We start from the raw sequence: 20,882 nt of genomic DNA, 5'->3' as shown, positions 1-20,882 counted from the left end.
CTAATTCCACATTAGCATTTTCCTACAGAAATCTGGGACGGTTATGTTGATTGAAAAGGAGTTTCTCCCCCAAAACCTCCCAGTTTTCCTCTTCGATCAATTTGATAAATGAATCCAGGTGGTCACGATATTGATGTAATGAATTAACGAGTGCTTGACTATTATATTGTGCCATCATTACTCCCAGTTCGGGATTGCCACCACCTACCCGACTGGTATCCCGAAAACCAGAACTGGCAAGGTTTTGAGCTAGTTCTAAAATTTCTAAATCCGTTTCATTTAAACAAGCATCAATTAGAGCAGCACTAACCATCACCGGTAAATGAGATATCCAGCTCACAGCTCGATCATGTTGCTCCGGTGAACAGTAGTAAACATTAGATCCAAGCGATCGCACAATTTCTTCTAGAAGTGTTAAATTGTTTTTGATTGTTTTAGCAACTGGAGTAATTACGTAAGGACAATTTACAAACAAGTTAAACTGAGCAGCTTCTATTCCCGCACTAGTATTTCCGGCCATGGGGTGACCACCAATAAAATTCTCCCATAGGGGGGAAATAGAATGGACAATGGGTCCTTTCACAGAACCAACATCAGTAATAATAGTATTCTTATGTAGGTAGGGTATTAACTCTTTTATCTGAGGTACAATTAATCCTATAGGAGTACAGACAAAAATTAGTTCTGAACTTACCAATAAACTCAAATCAACACTAGCTTGGTCTACACTGCCAATTTCCATAGCTTTTTGACAGGTTAGTTCTCGACGACTAACCCCCAAAACATAATGTCCTTGGGAGCGTAAGTCAAAACCCAAAGAACCACCAATCAATCCTAAACCCAGAATACCAATTTTCATTTTCATCTTGAGAGATTAATTTGGGCCTAGTCATCAGTTTGAATGGCCACATTAATCGTAGAATTAAACCTTATATTTATCCTTAATAACATCAATTATGAAAAAGCTGATTAATCAACCAGAAAACTTTGTCAAAGAAAGTCTCATGGGCATGGCTAGGGCACACAGTGGTTTAATAAAAGTAAACTTTGACCCTACTTTTGTTTATCGTGCAGAAACTCCTGACAAAAGTAAAGTAGCAATTATTTCTGGTGGTGGTAGTGGACATGAACCAATGCACACGGGTTTTGTAGGCAAAGGAATGTTAGACGCTGCTTGTCCGGGAGAAATTTTTACCTCGCCAACCCCCGATCAAATGTTAGCAGCAGCAGAAAAGGTTGATAGCGGTTTAGGGACCCTGTATATTGTAAAAAATTATAGCGGCGATATAATGAATTTTGAAATGGCCACCGAACTAGCTAGAAGTCAAGGAATTCGTACCTTAAATATGATAATCGATGATGACGTGGCCGTGAAAAATAGTTCCTACACCCAAGGAAGAAGAGGAGTGGGAACAACCGTACTAGCAGAAAAAATTTGTGGAGCAGCAGCAGAGCAAGGTTACGATTTACCTCAGGTTGCCAATTTGTGCAAAAAGGTAAATCTTCTAGGAAGAAGCATAGGAGTGGCCTTAAGTTCTTGTACAGTACCAGCTAGGGGAACACCAACCTTTGACCTGGGAGATGACCAAATAGAGTTGGGTATTGGCATTCATGGAGAACCAGGAAGAGAGAGAGTTCCCCTAATGCGTGGTGATGAGGTTACCGAAATTCTAGCGCGATCGCTCTTTGATGATACGGATTATTGTCGAACAATGCGGGAATGGGATGAAAAGCAGGAGGAGTGGAAAGAAGTAGAACTGTTAAATAAACCCTGGGAAAAAGGCGATCGCCTACTAGCATTTGTTAATAGTATGGGTGGTACTCCTATTTCGGAACTTTATCTCGTCTACCGTAAACTAGTAGAACTTTGCGAGCAAGAGGGGTTAGAAATTGTGAGAAATCTGATTGGACCTTACATGACATCCCTAGAGATGCAAGGTTGTTCTATTACGTTACTCAAACTAGATGAGGAAATGTTAGACCTATGGGATGCACCAGTTAAAACTGCGAGTTTACGCTGGGGAGTTTAAAATGGTTACTCAGGTGCAAATTGTTGAATGGTTGCAAGTGTTTAGTTCCGTCATTGAACATCACAAGCAAGAATTAACTGAACTAGATGCTGCCATTGGTGATGCAGACCATGGAATTAACATGGACAGGGGTTTCAAAAGAGTCAGTAGCATTCTACCAAGCATTGAGGGAAAAGATATTGGCAGCATTTTGAAAACAGTGAGCATGACCCTCATATCCAGTGTGGGAGGTGCTAGTGGTCCGTTATACGGAACCTGGTTTTTAAGAGGTAGTGACATCACCATGGGGAAGACCCAGCTAAGTACAAAGGACATATTAGCTTTTTTGAAAGCTGGTTTAGATGGAGTAATAGAAAGAGGTAAGGCTCAGCTAGGGGATAAAACAATGGTAGATGTAATATATCCTGCTGTGTTAGCCTTTGAAAAAGCTGTAGCAGAGGACAAGGAGACAATCTTAGCCTTGAAAATAGCCGTGGATGCAGCAGAGCAGGGACTAAGAGATACCATACCCATGATAGCAAAAAAAGGCAGAGCCAGTTATTTAGGAGAGCGTAGTATTGGACATCAAGATCCTGGAGGTACTTCTGCTTATTTAATGCTCAGGAGTTTATTAGAAGTGGTAGAGGGAGCCAGGAGGCGGATTTATCCGCAGTCAAGTATTGACATCTACTGATCAAGGTGGTAAGATACAAAAAGGTATGGACAATATCTAGACTTGTTCTAGATGGAGTCAGTAGGGCGTTTTTGACTGCGCCAATTGGATCGCTATTGTAAAACGTTTGGCATAACAGACCTCTATGCAAAAACGGTCCTAATGAATCTACGTCTCTTTAGAGCCGGAAAATTCAAATCAAACATGTATGATATGGTTAGATCGGAGTTAAGGACGTATAGCTCAGTTGGTTAGAGCGCTACGTTGACATCGTAGAGGTCACTGGTTCGAATCCAGTTACGTCCACTCCTAGCATCTCATACTTTGCGCATACCATGACTGAGTGGGTCAAACCCCCTAGGCAGTCTAGTGCTCATGTCATACATAGCACCATTCAGGTTAGCACCATAGAACTTGGTGTAGTGTAGTTTAGCTCCTCTAAGATTGGCATGAGAAAGATTCACCCCACACAAGTTAGCTCTGGTTAAGTTCGCATTGGCCAAATTAGCTTGGCTCAAGTTTGCCCCCCAAAGTTTGGCCCTAGCCAAATTAGCTTGGCTCAAGTTTGCCCCCCACAAATTGATTCCCGGCAAATAGGCATCAATAAGTCTAGCCCCAATCAGATCAGCAGATACAAAGTACCTCTCGCCTGTGCCATAAAGCCGTTTTAAGTCTTCTGCTTCCATTTATCCACGCTTACCCAAAAAAGAGATTAACAAATAGGTTAACTTTTGCAGTAGTATAAGTATATAGCTTTAGCCATAAGCAGTCAAAAAAAAGCACCTGAGTTTCTTTAAGGTACTCAGGCACTCCCCCGTATAAGTTTCACCAACTTACTCCAGACTTGGTATGGAGAACTTCAAACATTTCCATTACACGGAGCAGAGCGAAGTCAATAACAAACCTGAGTAAAGAGGTATCACTCCTTGCATGTAATTTAGAATATTCCCTACAAAGTGAGTAACCAACCTGGATGGTGACAGTTTATTAACTGACACGTAAAATACTGGGAATTTTTTGTATGGACCATGAACTTGCCCAAGAAAACATTATGGAAATGATTGAATATCAATGTATAAGCAACCTAAACATTTATGATTCTCCTGAATGTGTCCGATTAGCAACCCAAGCTGCTAGGGGAAGGAATTTAAGAATTCCCCAGGAAGGACAAATTCAAGATACTTGTGTTGAAGTTTATTTGTGTGAAGATCAGTACCGAGGATGGATTGATCCCAATGATTTGCGCTTATTAAAACTTGCCACAAAACCCTATCAACCAGCTAATTTTACCGCCTTAGAAATCGAGAAACTTGTACCAGAAGTAATTGAATTTACTCAAAAAGCCATGAGACAAACCAATTATTATCTATGGGGCGGAACCGTAGGGCCCAATTATGATTGTTCCGGTTTAGTGCAGGCTGCTTTTCTATCCGTTGGTGTGTGGATACCAAGGGACGCTTATCAACAAGAAGCATTTACTCAAACTATAGATATTAATGAGATACAGCTAGGAGATTTAGTATTTTTTGGTACTAACCAAAAAGCCACCCATGTGGGTTTATATTTAGGAAATGGATATTATATTCACAGCTCGGGAAAAGACCAGGGACGCAACGGAATCGGAATTGATCAATTATCACCAGATGGCGATCGCATTAGTCAGTTATACTATAAACAACTGCGTGGATCTGGTAGGGTTGTGAGAAGTTACATCCCCATTTCCCAAGAATGGTAAATATTAACTACATTAACCACTACTAATTCTAACCCTACTTATTTCTACATTTAGTAATACTTATGACTAATTATCCACTGCCAGCCACTAATGAAAAATTATCTAGTAGTCAATATAAAGCACTTGACATTTCAGTAGTTTTACCGATTAAAGATGAACTAGAAAGTTTGCCATTATTGCTAGAGGGAATTTGTCATGCTTTACAAGTAAATAGATTAAATTATGAAATTGTTTGCGTAGATGATGGATCTAAGGATGGTTCAGCAGAGTTTCTCAAGACCCAGGCTCAAATGCGCAATGATCTAAAAGTAATAATTTTGCGACGGAATTATGGACAAACAGCTGCTATGTCCGCTGGTTTTAATTATGCCACAGGTGAAACCATTGTTACCTTAGATGCGGATTTACAAAATGACCCCATGGATATTCCCGCACTATTAGCTAAACTAGATGAGGGTTATGACCTAGTGACTGGTTGGCGGCAAAATCGCCAGGATGGAGCAATAAATCGCCTCATACCCTCCAAAATTGCTAACTGGTTAATTCGTCGTGCTACTGGTGTTTATGTTCATGACTATGGTTGTTCTCTCAAGGCCTACCGTGCAGAATTAGTAGCAGATATGAATCTATATGGAGAGCTACATAGGTTTCTACCTGCATTAGCATATATTGAAGGAGCAAGAATTGCAGAAATTCCCGTACGTCATCACGCAAGACGTTTTGGTAAAAGTAAATATGGTATATATCGGACTTTTCGTGTATTAATGGATTTAATAACTATTCTTTTTATGAAAAAGTTTCTTACTAGTCCAATGCACGTTTTTGGGTTATTAGGTTTAGGTTCAATCATTATTGGTGGGGGACTAAGTATTTATCTCACCATTCTCAAGTTGTTTTTTTATCTCAACATTGGTAGTCGTCCCCTACTAATTTTAGCGGTATTATTGCTGGTTACCGGAGTACAGTTATTTTGTTTTGGACTATTAGCGGAAATGCTAATGCGTACCTATCATGAGTCTCAGGGGAGGCCAATATATCGGGTTAGGGAAGTTGTAGGTAAAATTCCCAACTAGGTTATAATGGTTAGTCTCCATAAAAGTCCTCATCCAGAATTTCCTCTATTTGAAAAGGACAAATTATGGGATACTCACTCTCTTCTGGTAGACGGACTCCCAATTTAGCAAATTTGCTCTCCTTAATTGCCAATTTTCGTCCATCAGGATAGGCTTTTTCCACTGCTTCCACGAGAAAACCTTTTAGAGATGGAGTATCTGCTAAATTATCCAGTACCCGTTGACGATGTTCTACAACTGAACCGTACCAACTTGTTTTCATCATATCAGGTGCATCATGCTGAATTTTTAGTTTGAGTAAGTGAGCTAATAATATCTTAAGATTACTTTTAAGTGTATTCTTCTGGGACTTACCCAAATCTACTAACTCCTGAATTAAATGCTCAACATCCAAAGATACAAACTCACGATTTTGCAATTGTTGAATTGTTTGTTCGATCCATAATTCTAAATCGCTATCATACAGTTTATTATACATATTATCCAAGTCCTAATCACTAGACATTAAGGCGATCGCTGTTTCTTCCATAGATATACGGAATTGCTCCATATCTTCTTCATGTTTTCTTTGGCGTTCCTCGTATTCCCGTTGACGCTGTTCATATTCCTGTTGACGTTCTTGAGATAGACGTTTTTGTTCAGCTTGTTCAGCTTCTCTTTGCCTTTCGCTTTCTTTGAATAAGGCAAAAATATCTGCGAGCGTAATTGTTTCGTTGCTCATAAGTCTATAACCTTCAGTAAAAACTTCTTCTATTCTAACTTATCCTACGTTACCAACTAGTAGTATAGACACGATAAATGCGATCGCATATCTATTTATAGACTTACCACACCTTGGCTTGAAAATCCTCCTTCATGTCAATAGCTACCGAGTCTCCTGCTGGACGAATTAAAAATAAACCTTATGTTTTCGCTGACGGGCCTCATTTTCCCGTTGACGTTCTTCACGTTCCCGTTCAATTTCTTGAGATAGACGCTTTTGTTCCGCTTCTCTTTGTCTTTCACTCTCTTTGAATAAAGCAAAAATATCTGCGATTGTAATAGTTTCATTGCTAATAATTCTATAATATTAGGTAAAAATTTCTTCTATTATAACTTATCCTGTTTACCAAATAGACATGCGATCGCCTGTCCATTTAGTGTCTAGTTTGGGATACCAGAGGTAAGTGAGACTTAACTTCAATGGCTACAATTTCACCATCATTTTCTGCCCAAATATCAATTTCTATGGAACCTTTATAATCATGAGCTTTTACCTGAAGAGAGGTATAGTGTACATTAATACCCTGCTCCTTAAATAATCGCGCCGCAGCAGGTCTAACTAAGTTTTCTACAAACTCACCCCATCTGCTAGTGATGGATCCCATATTTTTATTAGTTTCAGCCACCATCTTCCTGGTTTCTTCCATAAATATACGGAATTGGTCCATCTCTTCTTCATGTTTTCTTTGGCGTTGTTCATATTCCTGTTGATGTTCTTGAGATAGACGTTTTTGTTCAGCTTGCAGGGAAAATTGCGATCGCCCTCACACCTAAATCTTCCAAACTGGGTCAGTAAATCTAACTACTCAATTTTTTGTCAGTTGTCAACTCCCGATTAGTTGATACTGGTGGAAAATTATCTCTCACTAACTTAGTGTAAATTTCTTGAGGTATATAGTGGAGGGGATCCCTTCCTGAAAAGTAAATAAATAAAATACAGGCCCAAGCATATTTGCCTGCAATAATGGCATGAATAATTTGCTGAATTTGTATATGCTGGAATGTTATATCTATCTTTTCTGACTCTTGCTTTTGTTCAAAATTCTCTGGAATCATTTATCACCTCTATCAGTCATTAAATAGTTATTTTGTCAGTTACTAAAGTTTCGTGTTAAACACCCCATAAAATTGGACATGAGACTGGTAGTGATGTTTTGGGATAGTGAGGAAATAATCCTCACAGTTGAAATTAAACCCTTTTTAAAAAAAGGGAGTATAAATATCCTGAGAATGGGGATTGAGATAAGGATGTTGTAACTGGATGTTTTGTAATGCAAACTGTTTAAAGATAGCACTTATGCGGTACTCTGGAGTATGATCACCCGCTAGCCAGGCTTCAATTAATCCATTAGCAATAATTTGACAGCGGTGAGTACCGAAGCTCTCTTGGTCGCCAAATTTTTGCTCTGGTTCTTCCGCACAGCCTAACCCAGGTGCTAGTATTTTAGTGAACATGGGAACCTGTTGCTGAAAGTATAATTCATTTTCTGCATAGACTTTTTGCAAAACAGGCCAGACTATCTGATGTTGACTTTTATTAAAATAGAGAACAGCTGAATCGTAACGTTGATAATCACCGGGATTATATAATGCTTTAAAAGAGAATGAAATGTCAAGATCATTAAGATATTCCGTTACACTTTCCATCACTGTTGCTGCTCCTTCAGCTGCTATATTAAAGTAGATGCGGGTAATCTCCTGATTGTTTTGAGTTCCCGCATTAGCTACGGCCATATAAAAGCCGTTTTGTACCAAATTCTTCGGCATTTTAACGGATATAGTCTTTCCAGCACTGAGACCTTGAGTTGTTGGTGATAAATGTAAATTGGGGTCAATGTGCAGTGTTAAGCCGTTCTTATAGACTGCTAAGGTACCATCTGTCTCTTCCTTGACAATCTCCCAATTATGACTCCAGTAACCTTTACCTTTGTTCCCATTGTGTAGACGATCATAAAATTCTAGATCTACCCCAAACAAACTATTGTTTTCAAGCTGTTTGTTCAATTTACTGCTGTCTATGTTCTCATCTGTACTTGATTTATTCTTTATGTTAACGTTATAATAGTTGTTATATATAAAGTTACGCAATTGTAATTTTAAATGTTGCTGCTGTATCTCTAAAGGTAGCCTTTCAAACTGAGAAGTTACAGAATCTGGTAGAATTGAATGCTTGTAGCGTGTATGCTTAATAGAGTAATAAGACTCAATTTGAATGTGACTAACCATATCCTGCAGAGAATCTTGCAACTGCTCAGGGAGTTGTGTCAGCTGAAATTTGCGAGAATTTAATAATTGCATAGTTTTGTCACCTATAGATAAAAACAACAAAATCCCCTTGACTGACCTTTTGACGCCTTAATTAGATCTCAAATCTAATATCCTCCCCAAAGATTGTGCTGAGGGATGTTTGGGGACGACACAAGAGAGTTTTGGCTAACTGAAGAATAGCAATACCAGAATTACCAAAGGTCTTTTCGTGTTGCAGTTTAGCTTGAATGGAGGTAATTAATGAAAAGCCAGTAAACTGTACAACTAATTGCAAAAAATTAGGTCGACGCTCTAAAATCTCTGGAAAGGTAGTTAAATAACCACCTACTAGTTCTGCTATAGAAGGTTGTATCAAGTGCAAAGGAATAGCTGCTAATCGTAGTGATTCTTCAATTGGTATAGTTCGACTGGTTACCATACTATATAGCCAAATTTGTAAATAACTGGCAATTATGGAACCTAAATCACTTGCTGGATCTCCCCAATTACCACGCTCCCAGTCAATGAGGCGAATTATTTTTTCCCCCCGGATATTACCGGATGATTGACTTATTGTAGATTCCCAATTTAAAGACAGGAGAATATTATTGAGTTTTAGGTCATTATGGGTCAAACAACAAGCATGATAGGATTGACCCAATTGGGAAATTGCTTTCCCCAAATTGTCATAACGTTGATACAGGGAAAAGAATTTTAAATCATCTGCAGTCAGTTGACCAAATAGTTCCGGTGTAATTCTAGGGATTCCCTCATGTACGTGAGAATTTTTATGTTTTCTGGTGATCTGAGAATTTTGAAAGAAATTTTCATATTCTGGACGATCTAAAGTCAACTGATGAATTGATGCCAATATTTCCCCTAGGGAGCGAGCAATTGTCATGGGAAATAAATTTTCTCGGGCATAAAACTCACCTATATCCCGATATTCTCTGAGATAGTTGAAGACAAGGATGGAATTTGCCTGATCAAAATGTATTGCTTCTGATAGGGATGAACGAAGATGATTTACTGCTGAAAATGTCTGAAAAAAATTATGAACTTGCCATTCATCTATAAACTCACCGCTGGTTTTACCCTCTCGATTAATACGTTCTTGTTTCACCAATAATTGACGGTTATCGGGTAAAGTAAGTAATAGATTAAAATTTTTAGCAGATTTGAGATCAATCTTGCTTGCTGATTGCTCTTCTTGAGTGCAAATTCTTTGAGAAATCAGGTAAGAAAAAACGTTTTCAGAACTTAAAACAAATGGCATAATTTTTAGGAGATATGTTATTCTTGAAAGGAATATACTAGAAAAGAAATGGCATTAATAGCTGTGATAACAACCATAAACTCAAGAGTTTTGATGCCAAAATTTATCAGTCCATCAAAATAAGGATCTTCACCACCAAAAATAGCTTGAGAATTTTGATTATTCAGATCATTAATGAATGTTTCTGAGTTAATAGGCTCCAGATCATTGATCATAATTTTAGCCATGGATCTTAATAGGTATTAAGGGTATTCTAGAGCCTTTTTTATTGGCTCTCCTGTGGTATTAATAATTTACCTTTGATTCCAGGAGAGCCAAACTGGCTAATTATTTCAGCGTATTAGTAGTCGTAGTCGCTGTAGGACTTGGCTAAGTAGGCAATATGACCAATACCATAGGTATTGACAAATGCTTCTGCTAATTTGGTGAATATGGACATATCACTGAAATCATAAGATCCACCACCATAAACAGAGATAGAATTGACATCGCTCATTTCATTGAGAAAACTTTCAGAATCTTGAAATAGTTCAGAACCGGTGGTTTGCAATTGACCCAGTTTGATACTTGCCATAATTTCCTCCTCAAGGATTTTTTATTAACTTAGTATGAGTGAACCAGAAGTGACCAGGAAATGATCTGGTAATTTTCTTACCAATAATAATCATGATCACTATAAGACTTAGCTAAATAGGCGATATGACCAATACCGTAGGTATTTACAAATGCTTCTCCTAATTTAGTGAGAGTGTACATGTCACTAACATCAGACCCACCACCATAAACAGAGATAGAATTGACATCGCTCATTTCATTGAGAAAACTTTCGGAATCTTGAAATAGTTCAGAACCAGTGGTTTGCAATTGACCCAATTTGATACTTGCCATAATTTCCTCCTCAAAGACTGATTGCTAGTGATAAACATTCCCTAAATCAACAGTGTTTTAGTTTTATACTCCACTGCTGTAGGACTTAGCCAAATAGGCAATATGACCAATACCGTAGGTATTGACAAATGCTTCTGCTAATTTGGTGAATATGGACATGTCACTCACATTGGATCCGAATCCTCCATGAACAGAAATAGAGTTGATATCACTCATATCATTGAGAAAACTTTCAGAATCTTGAAATAGTTCAGAACCAGTAGTTTGTAACTGATCCAGTTTAATACTTGCCATAATTTCCTCCTAGAATACTTGTTCTTATTGGTGAATATGGGATGGGAGCGTTTGACGTTTGCTCAACCCATACTCCTATTTTTATGGGAGAAAATTTAAAAAATCAAGGGTTTGAACTGTGTTGATTGGACATTAGTCATGATTTAATGTCCTTCTGTTTTTAAAAACAGCTACCTGAATATATAATAAATCCCCCCTTGACCAAGGGAGGAATAATAAGAATTAGTAAAAACTTAACTCAAAGGTTAGAAGGTGACTGAATCTCTCAATTGATCTAGTGTGTCATCAATCTCCACTCTCCATCTTTCTAGGTTGTCGTTGACACGTCCTAAAATTTGGGAAATATCACCACTCTCAACCGAATTGGAATTTCTCCTTCTTCGTCTTACACCTCCTTGGATATTAACCATTTCGCCAGGAGTAACTTCTTGCAAAAGGTCGCCATCACCATTAGGGTATAGATCACTGATTTTTATGTCCATTTTTGCATCACCTCGTGAGATCTTGGGTTACGGAGAATTGACTTAGAATTTTAAATTCTTTTTCTCATGTTCTGAGATAATCTCTCAAAATTGCAACCTTTCAATATCAAGTTTATAGACATAACTTCAGGCTTATTGTCTCTAAATTACCCCACTCTATAAGCTAGAAACTCTGGGATTTACGAGTGAGGTAAGAACTTTGAACTGGTTTCCTATCTCCTGAGAAGATTTACTTTTCAGTTGATTTTTGAGCCTGTGTCTTGAGATCCGGGAATGGTGATATCTATTGGTGTAATTTTACTTGCTAACTGGGTTAACGGTGGTTGAATGGCACTTTGATTTCCTACGACTAAAGTAACTAAATTCTCTGGTTTGAGATATTTCTGAGCCACTCTTTGCACATCTGCAGCTGTGGTTTTTGTCACCGCTTTTTGATAGCGAAACAGAAAGTCAGCAGGATAACCATAATATTCATAACGCATTAACCGTGACAGGGTTTGACCTGGATCCTGAAAATTGAATACAAAAGAATTTAGGGTGGACTCCTTAGCATACCTTAATTCTTTCGCTGTTACTGGTTGCTTTTGAATGCGCTCAATCTCTAATTGAATGGATTTTATAAACTGTACGGTAGCATCAGAACGAGTTTGTCCACCAGCAATAAACACACCCGGATAATCAAAACGGGGATTCCATAAACCATATACAGAGTAGGCTAAACCTTGGCGCGATCGCACTTCATTAAATAGTCTTCCTCCAAACCCATTTAGCACACCATTCATCACATCTAATGCTGCATAATCTGGACTATTGAATTTTCCCCCCAAATGTCCCATCAAAATGCTGCTCTGTGTCAGTTGTGGTTGATTGACAAAGAATAACCCACTTAAATTAGCTTGCTGCACTGGTGGTAATTGAGTTTTAGCAATGTTGAGATTAGGTTGCCAATCACCCAGTTTAGTCTGAATCAGAGAGCGCATTTTTTTCGGGTTAAAATCCCCCACAATTCCCAGGATTATGTTATTGGGATGGAAATATTTCCGATAGAAGTTAATCACATCTTCTCGCTGGATTTTATCCAGAGTTGCATATTCTATAGTGCGTGCATAGGGACTATTTTGACCATAGATTAATTTGCGAAACTCCCGACTGGCAATATTGTCAGAATCATCATTGCGACGGGCAATACTTCCCTTAATTTGAGTTTTAATCAATTCCAACTTTTCTGGAGCAAAAGCTGGTTCTCGTAAGACTTCTGCAAACAACCCGAACACAGTTTCTAAATCTTCAGTTAAACTTTCAAAACTCGCAGTTCCAGTGCTTTCATTAATATCAGTTTCTACGGATGCTGCTCTTTGCTCCAAAATTTCATTTAGTTCATCCGGGGAGTGTTTGTTAGTTCCTCCAATGCGCATTAGTGAACCTACAACGTCACCCAAACCAACTTTGTCTCCTGCTTCCCAACGACTACCAGTCTTAATTAGAGTTGTTCCACTAACTAAGGGTAATTCATGATCCTCCATTAAATAGACGACTAAACCGTTGTTTAATTGGAATCGCTCATACTTTGGCAGTTTAATTCCCGGTAAAGAATTGAATTGTAAGTCGGTATAATGCTTCGCTGCTGCTGTTGCTACCCTTGAGAAATTCAAGGTCAATACTAAGGCAATTACTACCGCGAAAAATAATTGCCAAGTTCTACCCAACTTGGGGAAAATATTACGTGAAAATTTCAATTTTTTACTCCTGACCATGGTTCTGCTTTCTTCCTCTCTACCTATGATTTTTGGGAAAGTAATTTACCAATTGTGCGATTTTCCGCTGTGAAGGTTGATTGTGCTACTCTTTGAATATCCGCAGGGGTAACCTTTGTAATGTCATCCAATTGCTTGAATAAATTCCGCCAAGAACCTGTTTTCACTTCATATTCCAATAGTTGCTGTGCCATACCCATATTGGAATCTAAACTCCTTAGTAAACCTGCTCTAGCTTGTGTTTTGACTCGCTCTAATTCTTTCTCAGATACGAGCTGGGTTTGCAATTTGGTAATTTCCTGACCTAGGGCGATCGCCAATTTATCTACTGTATGACCTGGTGCTGTCAGAGCATAAAATAACATTAAATTAGGATACTTGTCTCCTGGAAAACCACTAATCCCTTCCGCCACCAAAGCCACTCTTTGGGTTTCAATCAAAGATTTATACAGTCGTGAAGTCCTACCATTACTTAGTAAACTGCTGATAATATCGTAAACAGCGTTATCGGGGTCAGTGATACTAGGACGATGATAGCCCTCCAAGTACCAAGGTTGTGAGGGTAGTTCTACGGTAATTTCTCTGGTGCTGGTTTGTTTAGGTTCGGGGTTAATTTTAGCTTGTGCTTTCGGTTTAGCTGGATATCTACCAAAATAAATTTTGGCCAATCTTTTAACCTGATTAGGGTTAACATCACCAACCACCGCAATGGTTAAATTACTGGGAACATAATACTTGTTAAAAAACTCCCTCACATTAGCTGGAGAAAGGTTACGAATATCTTCATCATAACCAATAACAGGTCTCCGGTAAGGGTGAACTTTAAAAGCAACATCGGTGAATTTTTCAACCATTAACCCTACGGGAGAATTTTCTACCCGCATTCGTCTTTCTTCTAAAATCACATCCCTTTCTTTATAAAATTCTCGGAATACCGGTTCTAAAAATCTTTCTGATTCCAGAGACATCCACAGCTCCAATTTATTGGCGGGAAAACTATAAAAGTAACGGGTTGCTTCACTAGAAGTATTAGCATTTAAACCCACACCTCCAGCTTGTTCAACTATTTGACCCATTTCATTTTGTTTCACCAATTTCCCAGCTTGAGCTTCTACGGTTTTGAACTCTTTTTTTAGCTTTTCTAGCTCTTCCGTTCTATTTTCACTCTTGGCAGCTCTAATTTGACTATCTAATTGCTCTAATTTATCTAATAAGGGCTTCTCCTCTTTGTAGTTTGTTGTACCAATACGCTTAGTTCCCTTAAAAGCTAAGTGTTCCAAAAAATGAGCTACTCCTGTTTGTCCATCTGGTTCATCTATCCCCCCAACATTTGCATAAGTCAGAAAAGAAACCACGGGTGCTTGATGTCTTTCCAAGACAATAAACTTTAAACCATTATCTAAAGTGAACTCTGTTAGTTGCTTAACAACTCGGTCTAAATAGGGCTTAATCGAACTTTGATTACCTTGTAGGGCGATCGCTGTTTGAATGGGAAAATTACCACAAAATAAGAAAAATGCTAGGGTTATTACCAGAAAACGCCTCATACAAGTAAAAATCCAATGGGTCATAGCAAAAATCCAACTAAATTTACAATTCTTTAAAATTCCGGTCAGATAGCAAACAAAGCATTAATCTTCTATTAAGCTTTCCGTACTTCCTAACTTTCATGTTAGACAATGCAGATAAAATTCGTGTTCCCTAACACACACCGAATAACTACTATGCCAGTTTTTCATTATTCCTCCCCTTCAGAAGCTCAAACCCGTAGCCGCATTGTTATAGCAGCATTGCGTTTATTTGCTTCCAGGGGATTTGATAGCACTACTACCCGTGATTTAGCCCACGCTGCAGGAGTTGCTGAGGGTACACTCTTTCGTCATTTTGCCAATAAAAAGGCAATTCTGGTAGAGGTAGCAACCAATGGTTGGGTAGAAATTCTCACGGACCTACTGACAGAATTGAGTGAAATGGGTAGTTATAAAGCCATAGCTCAGGTTATGCGTCGCAGAATGTGGAACATGCAAAAGAATGTTGATTTGATGCGAGTTTGTTTCATGGAGGTGCAGTTTCATCCAGATTTGCAGAATCGCATCCAAACTGAGGTGATTGATAAAATGACCAGTGTTGCAGAAGCATTTTTCCAAACCGCCATGGATAGGGGTATCTATCGCCAAATGGATGCTAAATTGGTTGCTAAAGTATTTTTAGGAATGTTCGCGATCGCAGGTTTTTCTGATCACACTCTAATTGAACCAAATGCATCTCCCCAGGAAATGCAACAAATGGCCGAAGGTTTAGCAGATATATTCTTAAATGGAGTTTTGGTGAAGGAATCCACAATTCAATAATAATTCTCAAGGATTCTTGTGTAGGAGTTTTGCAACTCTTTGACGGAATTATACCAATTGTTCTTCATACTAGGGGGTGCATCAGACTGAACCATCAGCTTTAGTAGATGGGCTAGCAAGATAGTTAAGTTACTCTCTAAAGAGTGCTTAATGGAGTTACCCAGATCCTTTAATTCCTCAACTAAATGCTCAACATCAATTGCTGCAAAATCACCATTAACGGGACAATGGGTAGTCTGCTCAACCCATTGGCAGAAATCTTTTTCATAAAGACTTGTCATTTCTAGCCGGTTTATTAGCTGTACTAAGAAGCTATGAGATGATTAGGAGTAGGTCGCCACTTCTGATTGTAGCAATCTAACAGTTGCCCCCTTCAAATCTTAACAAAAACTTAACCCGAACTCAACCTCCAGAATATAGAATAGGAGTGATTCTTTTCCAGAGAAACATGATTTCATTGTTACCACGAAAGTATTACAAACCTGTGATCTGCTTTGTATCTGGTCTAATCGCCTTCATATTAATGTCTTTAAGTGGGTTCAACGAAAAACCGGATACGCCCTATCAGCTCACTAACGATAACATAACACCCATTGTTTCAGAATTTACCGCTACGCACTTAGAACCCAATTTTTATCAGTAAATACTCAACTCACTAGTTTTAAGAGATACCAGGATGCCATCATTATCAAACAGGTGCAGAAGACTTATATCCTTCAGTCTTTCCCTAATTTTCTCGGTCTTTATAGTGGCTTTTAGTTATCCTCAAACTGTCTTAGCCACTGGTAATGGCATTAACGTCATTCTCATGATTGGTGATGGCATGGGTTGGAATATGACCCGTGCTGCTGCAGTAGCTAGAGGTGGGGCTTTTTATACTGCAGGCAAAGGATCTGGTTTAAGTATGCAAACTTTAACCGGATATGGACTAGTAACCACTTTTGGTACTACCATTCAGAGGGGTAATGGAACTAAATCTACTGGAAACTCTGCCCTGGACGGTAGTAATCCAGTCACAGGAGCTAGTCAGGTAATTGAGGGCTTTTCATTTAATTCCTCCCCACTTAATCCTGGTAATCGCTCCGATGGCAACAGTACAAACCCTGGCAATGTTGTTGGATACGACATATCTCAAGGGGGACCTACTCCCTGGATCCCTCTGACTCCTGCTCGTCCTAGTAGTTACAATAAGGAGTACATTAAATATAGCTATCCTGATTCCGCTAACACGGCTACAACCTTATATACAGGCGTAAAGAGTTATAATAACGCCATGGGTGTGGATATTTATGAGAAGAAACTAACCACCATTCTGGAAATTGCTAAACAGCAAGGTAAGTCCACAGGTTTAGTAACCTCAGTACCTGTGAGCCATGCGACTCCTGGAGCAGCAGCTTCCTTTGTTAATCGTCGCAACAAATATGACAGTACTTATGACCCCAAAAAGACCAACCAGGATAGCATATTGCAACAAACACTGTTAGATTTTCAACCCAATGTTTTGTTGGGTGGTGGACACCCTCTGGATTTATCCAATTCTACAGCTACTGGATACGTATGTAAATATACTTATATTACTGGAGATACTTATAAGAATTTAAGTGGCAAAACAGAAATCTCCGACACAGTTGCTTGTGCAGTTAATCACCTTACCAAACCTAACCTCAAGAATCGCTATGGTTATACTTTTTTGGAACGAGGTCCCAATGCCAGTGAAATCCTAGCACAGACTGCTGCAAATACTAATCCAAACAATGGTGATAAACTGTTTGGTCTGTATGGGGCCCGTGGTCAAGATGGTAATATACCTGTCAGTTCTTCTAAGGGAGATTATAGTCTCACAGGGTTAGGACAGTTTGGTTTGTATAGCTCGGTGGTGAAAACTGGAACTACTTCTAGTTGCGCTTCCGGGAAAATAATTACTGCTTCTACCAATGAATGTATACCAGTAATTGATAAATCGGGGAACCCTACCACTGCTAACTCAGCTAATACAGATACTGTTCGTCCTTTGGCTCCTGGTGAAACCAATGCTTCCTTTATTGCTAGAGAAATCAACGAAAATCCCACCTTAGAGGAAATGACCAAAGCAGCTCTAACTGTCCTTGGTAAAGATAGGGATGGTTTCTGGCTAATGGTAGAGGGTGGTGATATTGACTGGGCAGCTCATGACAATAATATGGATAATTTAATTGGTACAGTCAATGACTTTGACAAAGCCGTTCAAAGTGTGGTTGATTGGATTAACACTAATGGTGGATGGAAGAAAAATTTGCTGATTGTGACTGCTGACCATGACCACTATCTGACACTAAACGATGATTTTCCCCAGAAATTAACTCCCCAAGATGGAAAAATGGCTAGGGGATTGAAATATAATGCCAAGGATATTACCTTTATCAAGCACAACCCCAGAGATGCTGGTCATTTTTGGGGGTCAGATCCCACCCAAAAGTATCTGTGGGGCAATCATACTAGAAGACCTGTACCTGTTTATTATCAGGGAGCTTATTCTGGTAATTTAACCATATATGCAGGACAGAACGTAAAATTTACAGACAGTACTGGGTCTACCTATACTATACCAGGTGGACGTGGTTTAGTGGATCAAACCCACATATTTCAAACCATGAAAAGAGCCATAACGAGTTCTAATCCTTAAAAACTAGTTTCTTCAGCAATGATTTCCTATGTACTCTAACCTATCACTGGGCGATCGCTTGTTAAAATAGTAAAGTCAGCTTTTTTTTGATTTGGTTTCATCCCAACTAAAAGTTTACTCCCCCATCAGTTTTTTCCACCTTACCTACCCCACCATAAATGCGATCGCCCACAGCGAGTACTTCGCGATCGCTTGTTAAAATAGTAAAGTCAGCATTTTATAGGAGTCATAGTCATGATAATTGCAACTGCTAAAAAATGACGGAATTTCTTAATTATGATGACGGGACAGATAATTTCTATGAACAGATATACAAACTATGACAACCTTGTATGAACAAGATTTTGCTCTCTGGTCAGAAAAGATGGCTGATCTAATTGCTAACGGGCATTTTGATAAGCTAGATATCATAAACTTAGTGGAAGAAATTAGAGACTTGTCGAAACGAGAACGAGATCGGTTATTAAGTAGTATGCGACTAATATTGCATCACTTACTCAAGTGGGACTATCAACCTGAATTGCGATCGCGAAGTTGGTTGGTGACTGTTCAAAGAGAAAGGAGCAATATTGAGGATTATTTAATCGATAGTCCGAGTCTTAAAAAATATATGACGGACGAGTTTTTAAATAGGATTTACCAAAAAGCTCGTTTGGATGCGATCGCTGAAACAGGTATGGAGATACCAGTTAATTGCTGTTACACTCTCAAGGATGTTACTGACAGGAACCTGAATATATTATAATGCACTATCTCATTCTTTTGCTCAAGATTATCTTTGACATTATACTGCTATTTAACCAAGGATGTGCGATCGCATTTATGGATTATATAATTTGAGAGTGCGATCGCACCGACGACCAAGGCTAACAAGTGCTTGATCAAATTTGCTAGATAGTGTCTGTGTCCACTCAATGGCGGGATGAGGAGGTAAAGGCTTGGGAATAAAAGCATGCGCCCTCTCACCTGCTGTGGAAATGGTCACATAATGTCCCTGAATCCCTCGTTTCATTTGCTCCACCTTGAAACTAAAATAAGATTTAATCTTATTTTAGTTTCTGCCATTATCCTAAAATAAGAATAAGAATTTCACAAAAAAATCTCTGGAAGTGCCGTAGCCTTTTATAGTTCTCATACTTTTTCTACCCATTATACCACAGCTTTGTAAACCCACTATATATCAAGACGCGATTACAAAGCACTCCCTATGGGAGATCGGAAAGCACTAGCACTCGCCAGATCGCGCTTCTTATCACAATTCTTATAATAAAGTATAGATAAAAGCTAACTCAATTAAACTTAAATTACATAGCATTTAACACAAAACAATCATTAAAAGCTAAATTGAGCGTCAAAACTAGTAACTTAATACCCAGAAACCCCTACCATTTATGGCGAAATCCCTAATTGGCAAAATTATTAAAAATTTTGTAAAAACCCCTTTACAAAACTAAACATTTGTCTTAATATAAGTTCATAAGGTAAAAACACCTACCTGAACATACATAAACCTTCGGTTAAACCGCATTTATAAAAACATGACCACCACCATTCAACAGCGCCAAAGCGCCAACGTATGGGATCGTTTCTGTGAATTTATCACCAGCACCAACAACCGCCTCTATATTGGCTGGTTCGGCGTGTTAATGATCCCCACCCTACTTGCAGCTACCACTTGCTTCATCATTGCTTTCATTGCTGCTCCCCCCGTTGACATCGACGGTATTCGTGAACCCGTAGCTGGTTCCTTAATGTACGGTAACAACATTATCTCCGGTGCTGTTGTTCCCTCCTCCAACGCTATTGGCTTGCACTTCTACCCAATTTGGGAAGCTGCATCCTTAGATGAATGGTTATACAACGGTGGTCCTTACCAACTAGTAATTTTCCACTTCTTGATTGGTGTAGCCTGCTACCTAGGTCGTGAATGGGAACTATCCTTCCGTTTAGGCATGCGCCCTTGGATTTGCGTAGCTTTCTCCGCCCCCTTGGCAGCAGCTACCGCAGTATTCCTAATCTACCCCATCGGACAAGGTTCCTTCTCTGATGGTATGCCTTTAGGTATCTCTGGAACCTTCAACTTCATGATAGTGTTCCAAGCAGAGCATAACATCCTCATGCACCCCTTCCACATGCTAGGAGTAGCAGGTGTATTCGGTGGTAGCTTGTTCAGCGCCATGCACGGTTCCTTAGTAACATCTTCCTTAGTAAGAGAAACAACCGAAACCGAGTCTCAGAACTATGGTTACAAGTTCGGACAAGAGGAAGAAACCTACAACATCGTAGCAGCACACGGTTACTTCGGACGCTTGATATTCCAATATGCTTCATTTAACAACAGCCGTTCACTACACTTCTTCTTGGCAGCATGGCCAGTAGTAGGAATATGGTTTACAGCACTGGGTGTAAGCACCATGGCATTCAACCTGAACGGATTCAACTTCAACCAATCAATCATTGATTCTCAAGGTCGTGTAATAGGTACATGGGCTGACGTAATCAACCGCGCTAACCTAGGTATGGAAGTAATGCACGAGCGCAATGCGCACAACTTCCCCCTAGACCTAGCTGCTGGTGAAGTAGCTCCTGTAGCATTAACCGCCCCCGCAATCAACGGTTAATAATCAATACTGGTAAGTGAAAAGCCCCTCACCTAGTGGGGGGCTTTTTTTATGG

At 39.1% G+C, this 20,882-nt stretch carries 25 protein-coding genes and 1 tRNA gene; 9 read left to right on the top strand and 17 right to left on the bottom strand.

Translation table 11 applies throughout. The annotated features are described in order from the left end of the window. Positions 1-22 precede the first annotated feature (22 nt). Positions 23-859: a prephenate/arogenate dehydrogenase gene (locus tag C6N34_RS03825; protein ID WP_040010097.1), complete on the bottom strand. Its 837-nt coding sequence runs from the start codon at positions 857-859 to the stop codon at positions 23-25. 97 nt (positions 860-956) lie between these two features. Between C6N34_RS03825 and dhaK the strand changes: the two genes are divergently transcribed. The 3 genes from dhaK (at position 957) to C6N34_RS03810 (ending at position 2,988) form a co-directional block, all read left to right on the top strand. Next, positions 957-2,030: a dihydroxyacetone kinase subunit DhaK gene (gene dhaK, locus C6N34_RS03820; protein WP_057178584.1), complete on the top strand. Its 1,074-nt coding sequence runs from the start codon at positions 957-959 to the stop codon at positions 2,028-2,030. Position 2,031: 1 nt separating this feature from the next. Next, positions 2,032-2,703 (top strand): dihydroxyacetone kinase subunit DhaL, encoded by a 672-nt coding sequence (gene dhaL / locus C6N34_RS03815; protein WP_006278729.1) that lies wholly within the window; start codon positions 2,032-2,034, stop codon positions 2,701-2,703. Positions 2,704-2,914: 211 nt separating this feature from the next. Further along, positions 2,915-2,988: transfer RNA gene (locus tag C6N34_RS03810), tRNA-Val, on the top strand. A gap of 11 nt (positions 2,989-2,999) precedes the next feature. On the opposite strand, the gene C6N34_RS03805 is transcribed toward C6N34_RS03810, so the two are convergent. Beyond that, positions 3,000-3,368, bottom strand: a complete 369-nt coding sequence (locus C6N34_RS03805; RefSeq protein ID WP_057178586.1) for a pentapeptide repeat-containing protein — start codon at positions 3,366-3,368, stop codon at positions 3,000-3,002. A gap of 335 nt (positions 3,369-3,703) precedes the next feature. Here C6N34_RS03805 and C6N34_RS03800 point away from each other — a divergent pair, with 335 nt between their 5' ends. Together C6N34_RS03800 and C6N34_RS03795 are read left to right on the top strand one after the other, a co-directional pair. After that, positions 3,704-4,417, top strand: coding sequence for a C40 family peptidase (locus tag C6N34_RS03800; protein WP_236107393.1), 714 nt, complete (start codon positions 3,704-3,706; stop codon positions 4,415-4,417). Positions 4,418-4,479: 62 nt separating this feature from the next. Then, complete coding sequence (locus tag C6N34_RS03795; RefSeq protein ID WP_057178588.1) at positions 4,480-5,490, top strand: glycosyltransferase family 2 protein; 1,011 nt, start codon at positions 4,480-4,482, stop codon at positions 5,488-5,490. A gap of 10 nt (positions 5,491-5,500) precedes the next feature. On the opposite strand, the gene C6N34_RS03790 is transcribed toward C6N34_RS03795, so the two are convergent. From C6N34_RS03790 to C6N34_RS03730, 13 genes are all read right to left on the bottom strand, one after another. Continuing rightward, a complete protein-coding gene (locus C6N34_RS03790; RefSeq protein ID WP_006278725.1) occupies positions 5,501-5,968 on the bottom strand; it encodes a DUF29 domain-containing protein in 468 nt (155 codons plus the stop codon). 12 nt (positions 5,969-5,980) lie between these two features. After that, positions 5,981-6,211: a hypothetical protein gene (locus tag C6N34_RS03785; protein ID WP_236107391.1), complete on the bottom strand. Its 231-nt coding sequence runs from the start codon at positions 6,209-6,211 to the stop codon at positions 5,981-5,983. A 415-nt stretch (positions 6,212-6,626) separates the two neighbouring features. Beyond that, a complete protein-coding gene (locus tag C6N34_RS03780; protein ID WP_236107389.1) occupies positions 6,627-6,920 on the bottom strand; it encodes a YraN family protein in 294 nt (97 codons plus the stop codon). A 130-nt stretch (positions 6,921-7,050) separates the two neighbouring features. Next, positions 7,051-7,308, bottom strand: coding sequence for a HetP family heterocyst commitment protein (locus C6N34_RS03775; protein ID WP_006278666.1), 258 nt, complete (start codon positions 7,306-7,308; stop codon positions 7,051-7,053). A 144-nt stretch (positions 7,309-7,452) separates the two neighbouring features. Further along, positions 7,453-8,550 (bottom strand): T3SS effector HopA1 family protein, encoded by a 1,098-nt coding sequence (locus tag C6N34_RS03770; protein WP_115539128.1) that lies wholly within the window; start codon positions 8,548-8,550, stop codon positions 7,453-7,455. Between the two features lie 61 nt (positions 8,551-8,611). Further along, positions 8,612-9,775, bottom strand: a complete 1,164-nt coding sequence (locus C6N34_RS03765; protein ID WP_115539127.1) for a phosphotransferase family protein — start codon at positions 9,773-9,775, stop codon at positions 8,612-8,614. A gap of 17 nt (positions 9,776-9,792) precedes the next feature. Beyond that, on the bottom strand, positions 9,793-9,990 hold the full coding sequence (locus C6N34_RS03760) for a hypothetical protein (protein WP_236107387.1): 198 nt from the start codon (positions 9,988-9,990) through the stop codon (positions 9,793-9,795). Between the two features lie 125 nt (positions 9,991-10,115). Further along, positions 10,116-10,349 carry a hypothetical protein gene (locus C6N34_RS03755; RefSeq protein WP_006278661.1) on the bottom strand — a complete coding sequence of 78 codons (234 nt, stop codon included), beginning with the start codon at positions 10,347-10,349 and terminating at the stop codon, positions 10,116-10,118. Between the two features lie 77 nt (positions 10,350-10,426). Then, positions 10,427-10,663, bottom strand: a complete 237-nt coding sequence (locus C6N34_RS03750) for a hypothetical protein (protein ID WP_057178592.1) — start codon at positions 10,661-10,663, stop codon at positions 10,427-10,429. Between the two features lie 63 nt (positions 10,664-10,726). Further along, positions 10,727-10,957: a hypothetical protein gene (locus C6N34_RS03745; RefSeq protein ID WP_057178593.1), complete on the bottom strand. Its 231-nt coding sequence runs from the start codon at positions 10,955-10,957 to the stop codon at positions 10,727-10,729. 245 nt (positions 10,958-11,202) lie between these two features. Continuing rightward, positions 11,203-11,439: a hypothetical protein gene (locus tag C6N34_RS03740; protein ID WP_006278658.1), complete on the bottom strand. Its 237-nt coding sequence runs from the start codon at positions 11,437-11,439 to the stop codon at positions 11,203-11,205. A gap of 236 nt (positions 11,440-11,675) precedes the next feature. Then, positions 11,676-13,193, bottom strand: a complete 1,518-nt coding sequence (locus C6N34_RS03735) for a M16 family metallopeptidase (protein WP_006278657.1) — start codon at positions 13,191-13,193, stop codon at positions 11,676-11,678. Positions 13,194-13,216: 23 nt separating this feature from the next. Then, positions 13,217-14,764, bottom strand: coding sequence for a M16 family metallopeptidase (locus C6N34_RS03730; RefSeq protein ID WP_057178594.1), 1,548 nt, complete (start codon positions 14,762-14,764; stop codon positions 13,217-13,219). A gap of 153 nt (positions 14,765-14,917) precedes the next feature. Between C6N34_RS03730 and C6N34_RS03725 the strand changes: the two genes are divergently transcribed. Next, positions 14,918-15,544, top strand: coding sequence for a TetR/AcrR family transcriptional regulator (locus C6N34_RS03725; protein ID WP_006278655.1), 627 nt, complete (start codon positions 14,918-14,920; stop codon positions 15,542-15,544). Here C6N34_RS03725 and C6N34_RS03720 read toward each other — a convergent pair. Beyond that, complete coding sequence (locus C6N34_RS03720) at positions 15,538-15,825, bottom strand: DUF29 domain-containing protein (RefSeq protein ID WP_115539126.1); 288 nt, start codon at positions 15,823-15,825, stop codon at positions 15,538-15,540. The two genes, C6N34_RS03725 and C6N34_RS03720, sit on opposite strands and share 7 nt — an antisense overlap. 467 nt (positions 15,826-16,292) lie before the next feature. Here C6N34_RS03720 and C6N34_RS03715 point away from each other — a divergent pair, with 467 nt between their 5' ends. Then, the gene (locus C6N34_RS03715; protein ID WP_115539125.1) at positions 16,293-18,206 is read left to right on the top strand and encodes an alkaline phosphatase; all 1,914 of its coding nucleotides are present in this window, start codon (positions 16,293-16,295) and stop codon (positions 18,204-18,206) included. Between the two features lie 319 nt (positions 18,207-18,525). Next, positions 18,526-18,951: a DUF29 domain-containing protein gene (locus C6N34_RS03710; protein WP_115539124.1), complete on the top strand. Its 426-nt coding sequence runs from the start codon at positions 18,526-18,528 to the stop codon at positions 18,949-18,951. Between the two features lie 75 nt (positions 18,952-19,026). On the opposite strand, the gene C6N34_RS03705 is transcribed toward C6N34_RS03710, so the two are convergent. Then, positions 19,027-19,218 carry a hypothetical protein gene (locus C6N34_RS03705; protein WP_115539123.1) on the bottom strand — a complete coding sequence of 64 codons (192 nt, stop codon included), beginning with the start codon at positions 19,216-19,218 and terminating at the stop codon, positions 19,027-19,029. A 526-nt stretch (positions 19,219-19,744) separates the two neighbouring features. On the opposite strand from C6N34_RS03705, the gene psbA reads away from it, so the two are divergent. Next, a complete protein-coding gene (psbA, locus tag C6N34_RS03700; RefSeq protein WP_006277566.1) occupies positions 19,745-20,827 on the top strand; it encodes a photosystem II q(b) protein in 1,083 nt (360 codons plus the stop codon). Positions 20,828-20,882: the final 55 nt, after the last annotated feature.

It is taken from the genome of Cylindrospermopsis raciborskii Cr2010 (assembly GCF_003367075.2).
Classification (GTDB): domain Bacteria; phylum Cyanobacteriota; class Cyanobacteriia; order Cyanobacteriales; family Nostocaceae; genus Raphidiopsis; species Raphidiopsis raciborskii.
The sequence above is the reverse complement of the archived record's forward strand: the minus strand, read 5'-3'. Positions and strand labels throughout refer to the sequence as shown.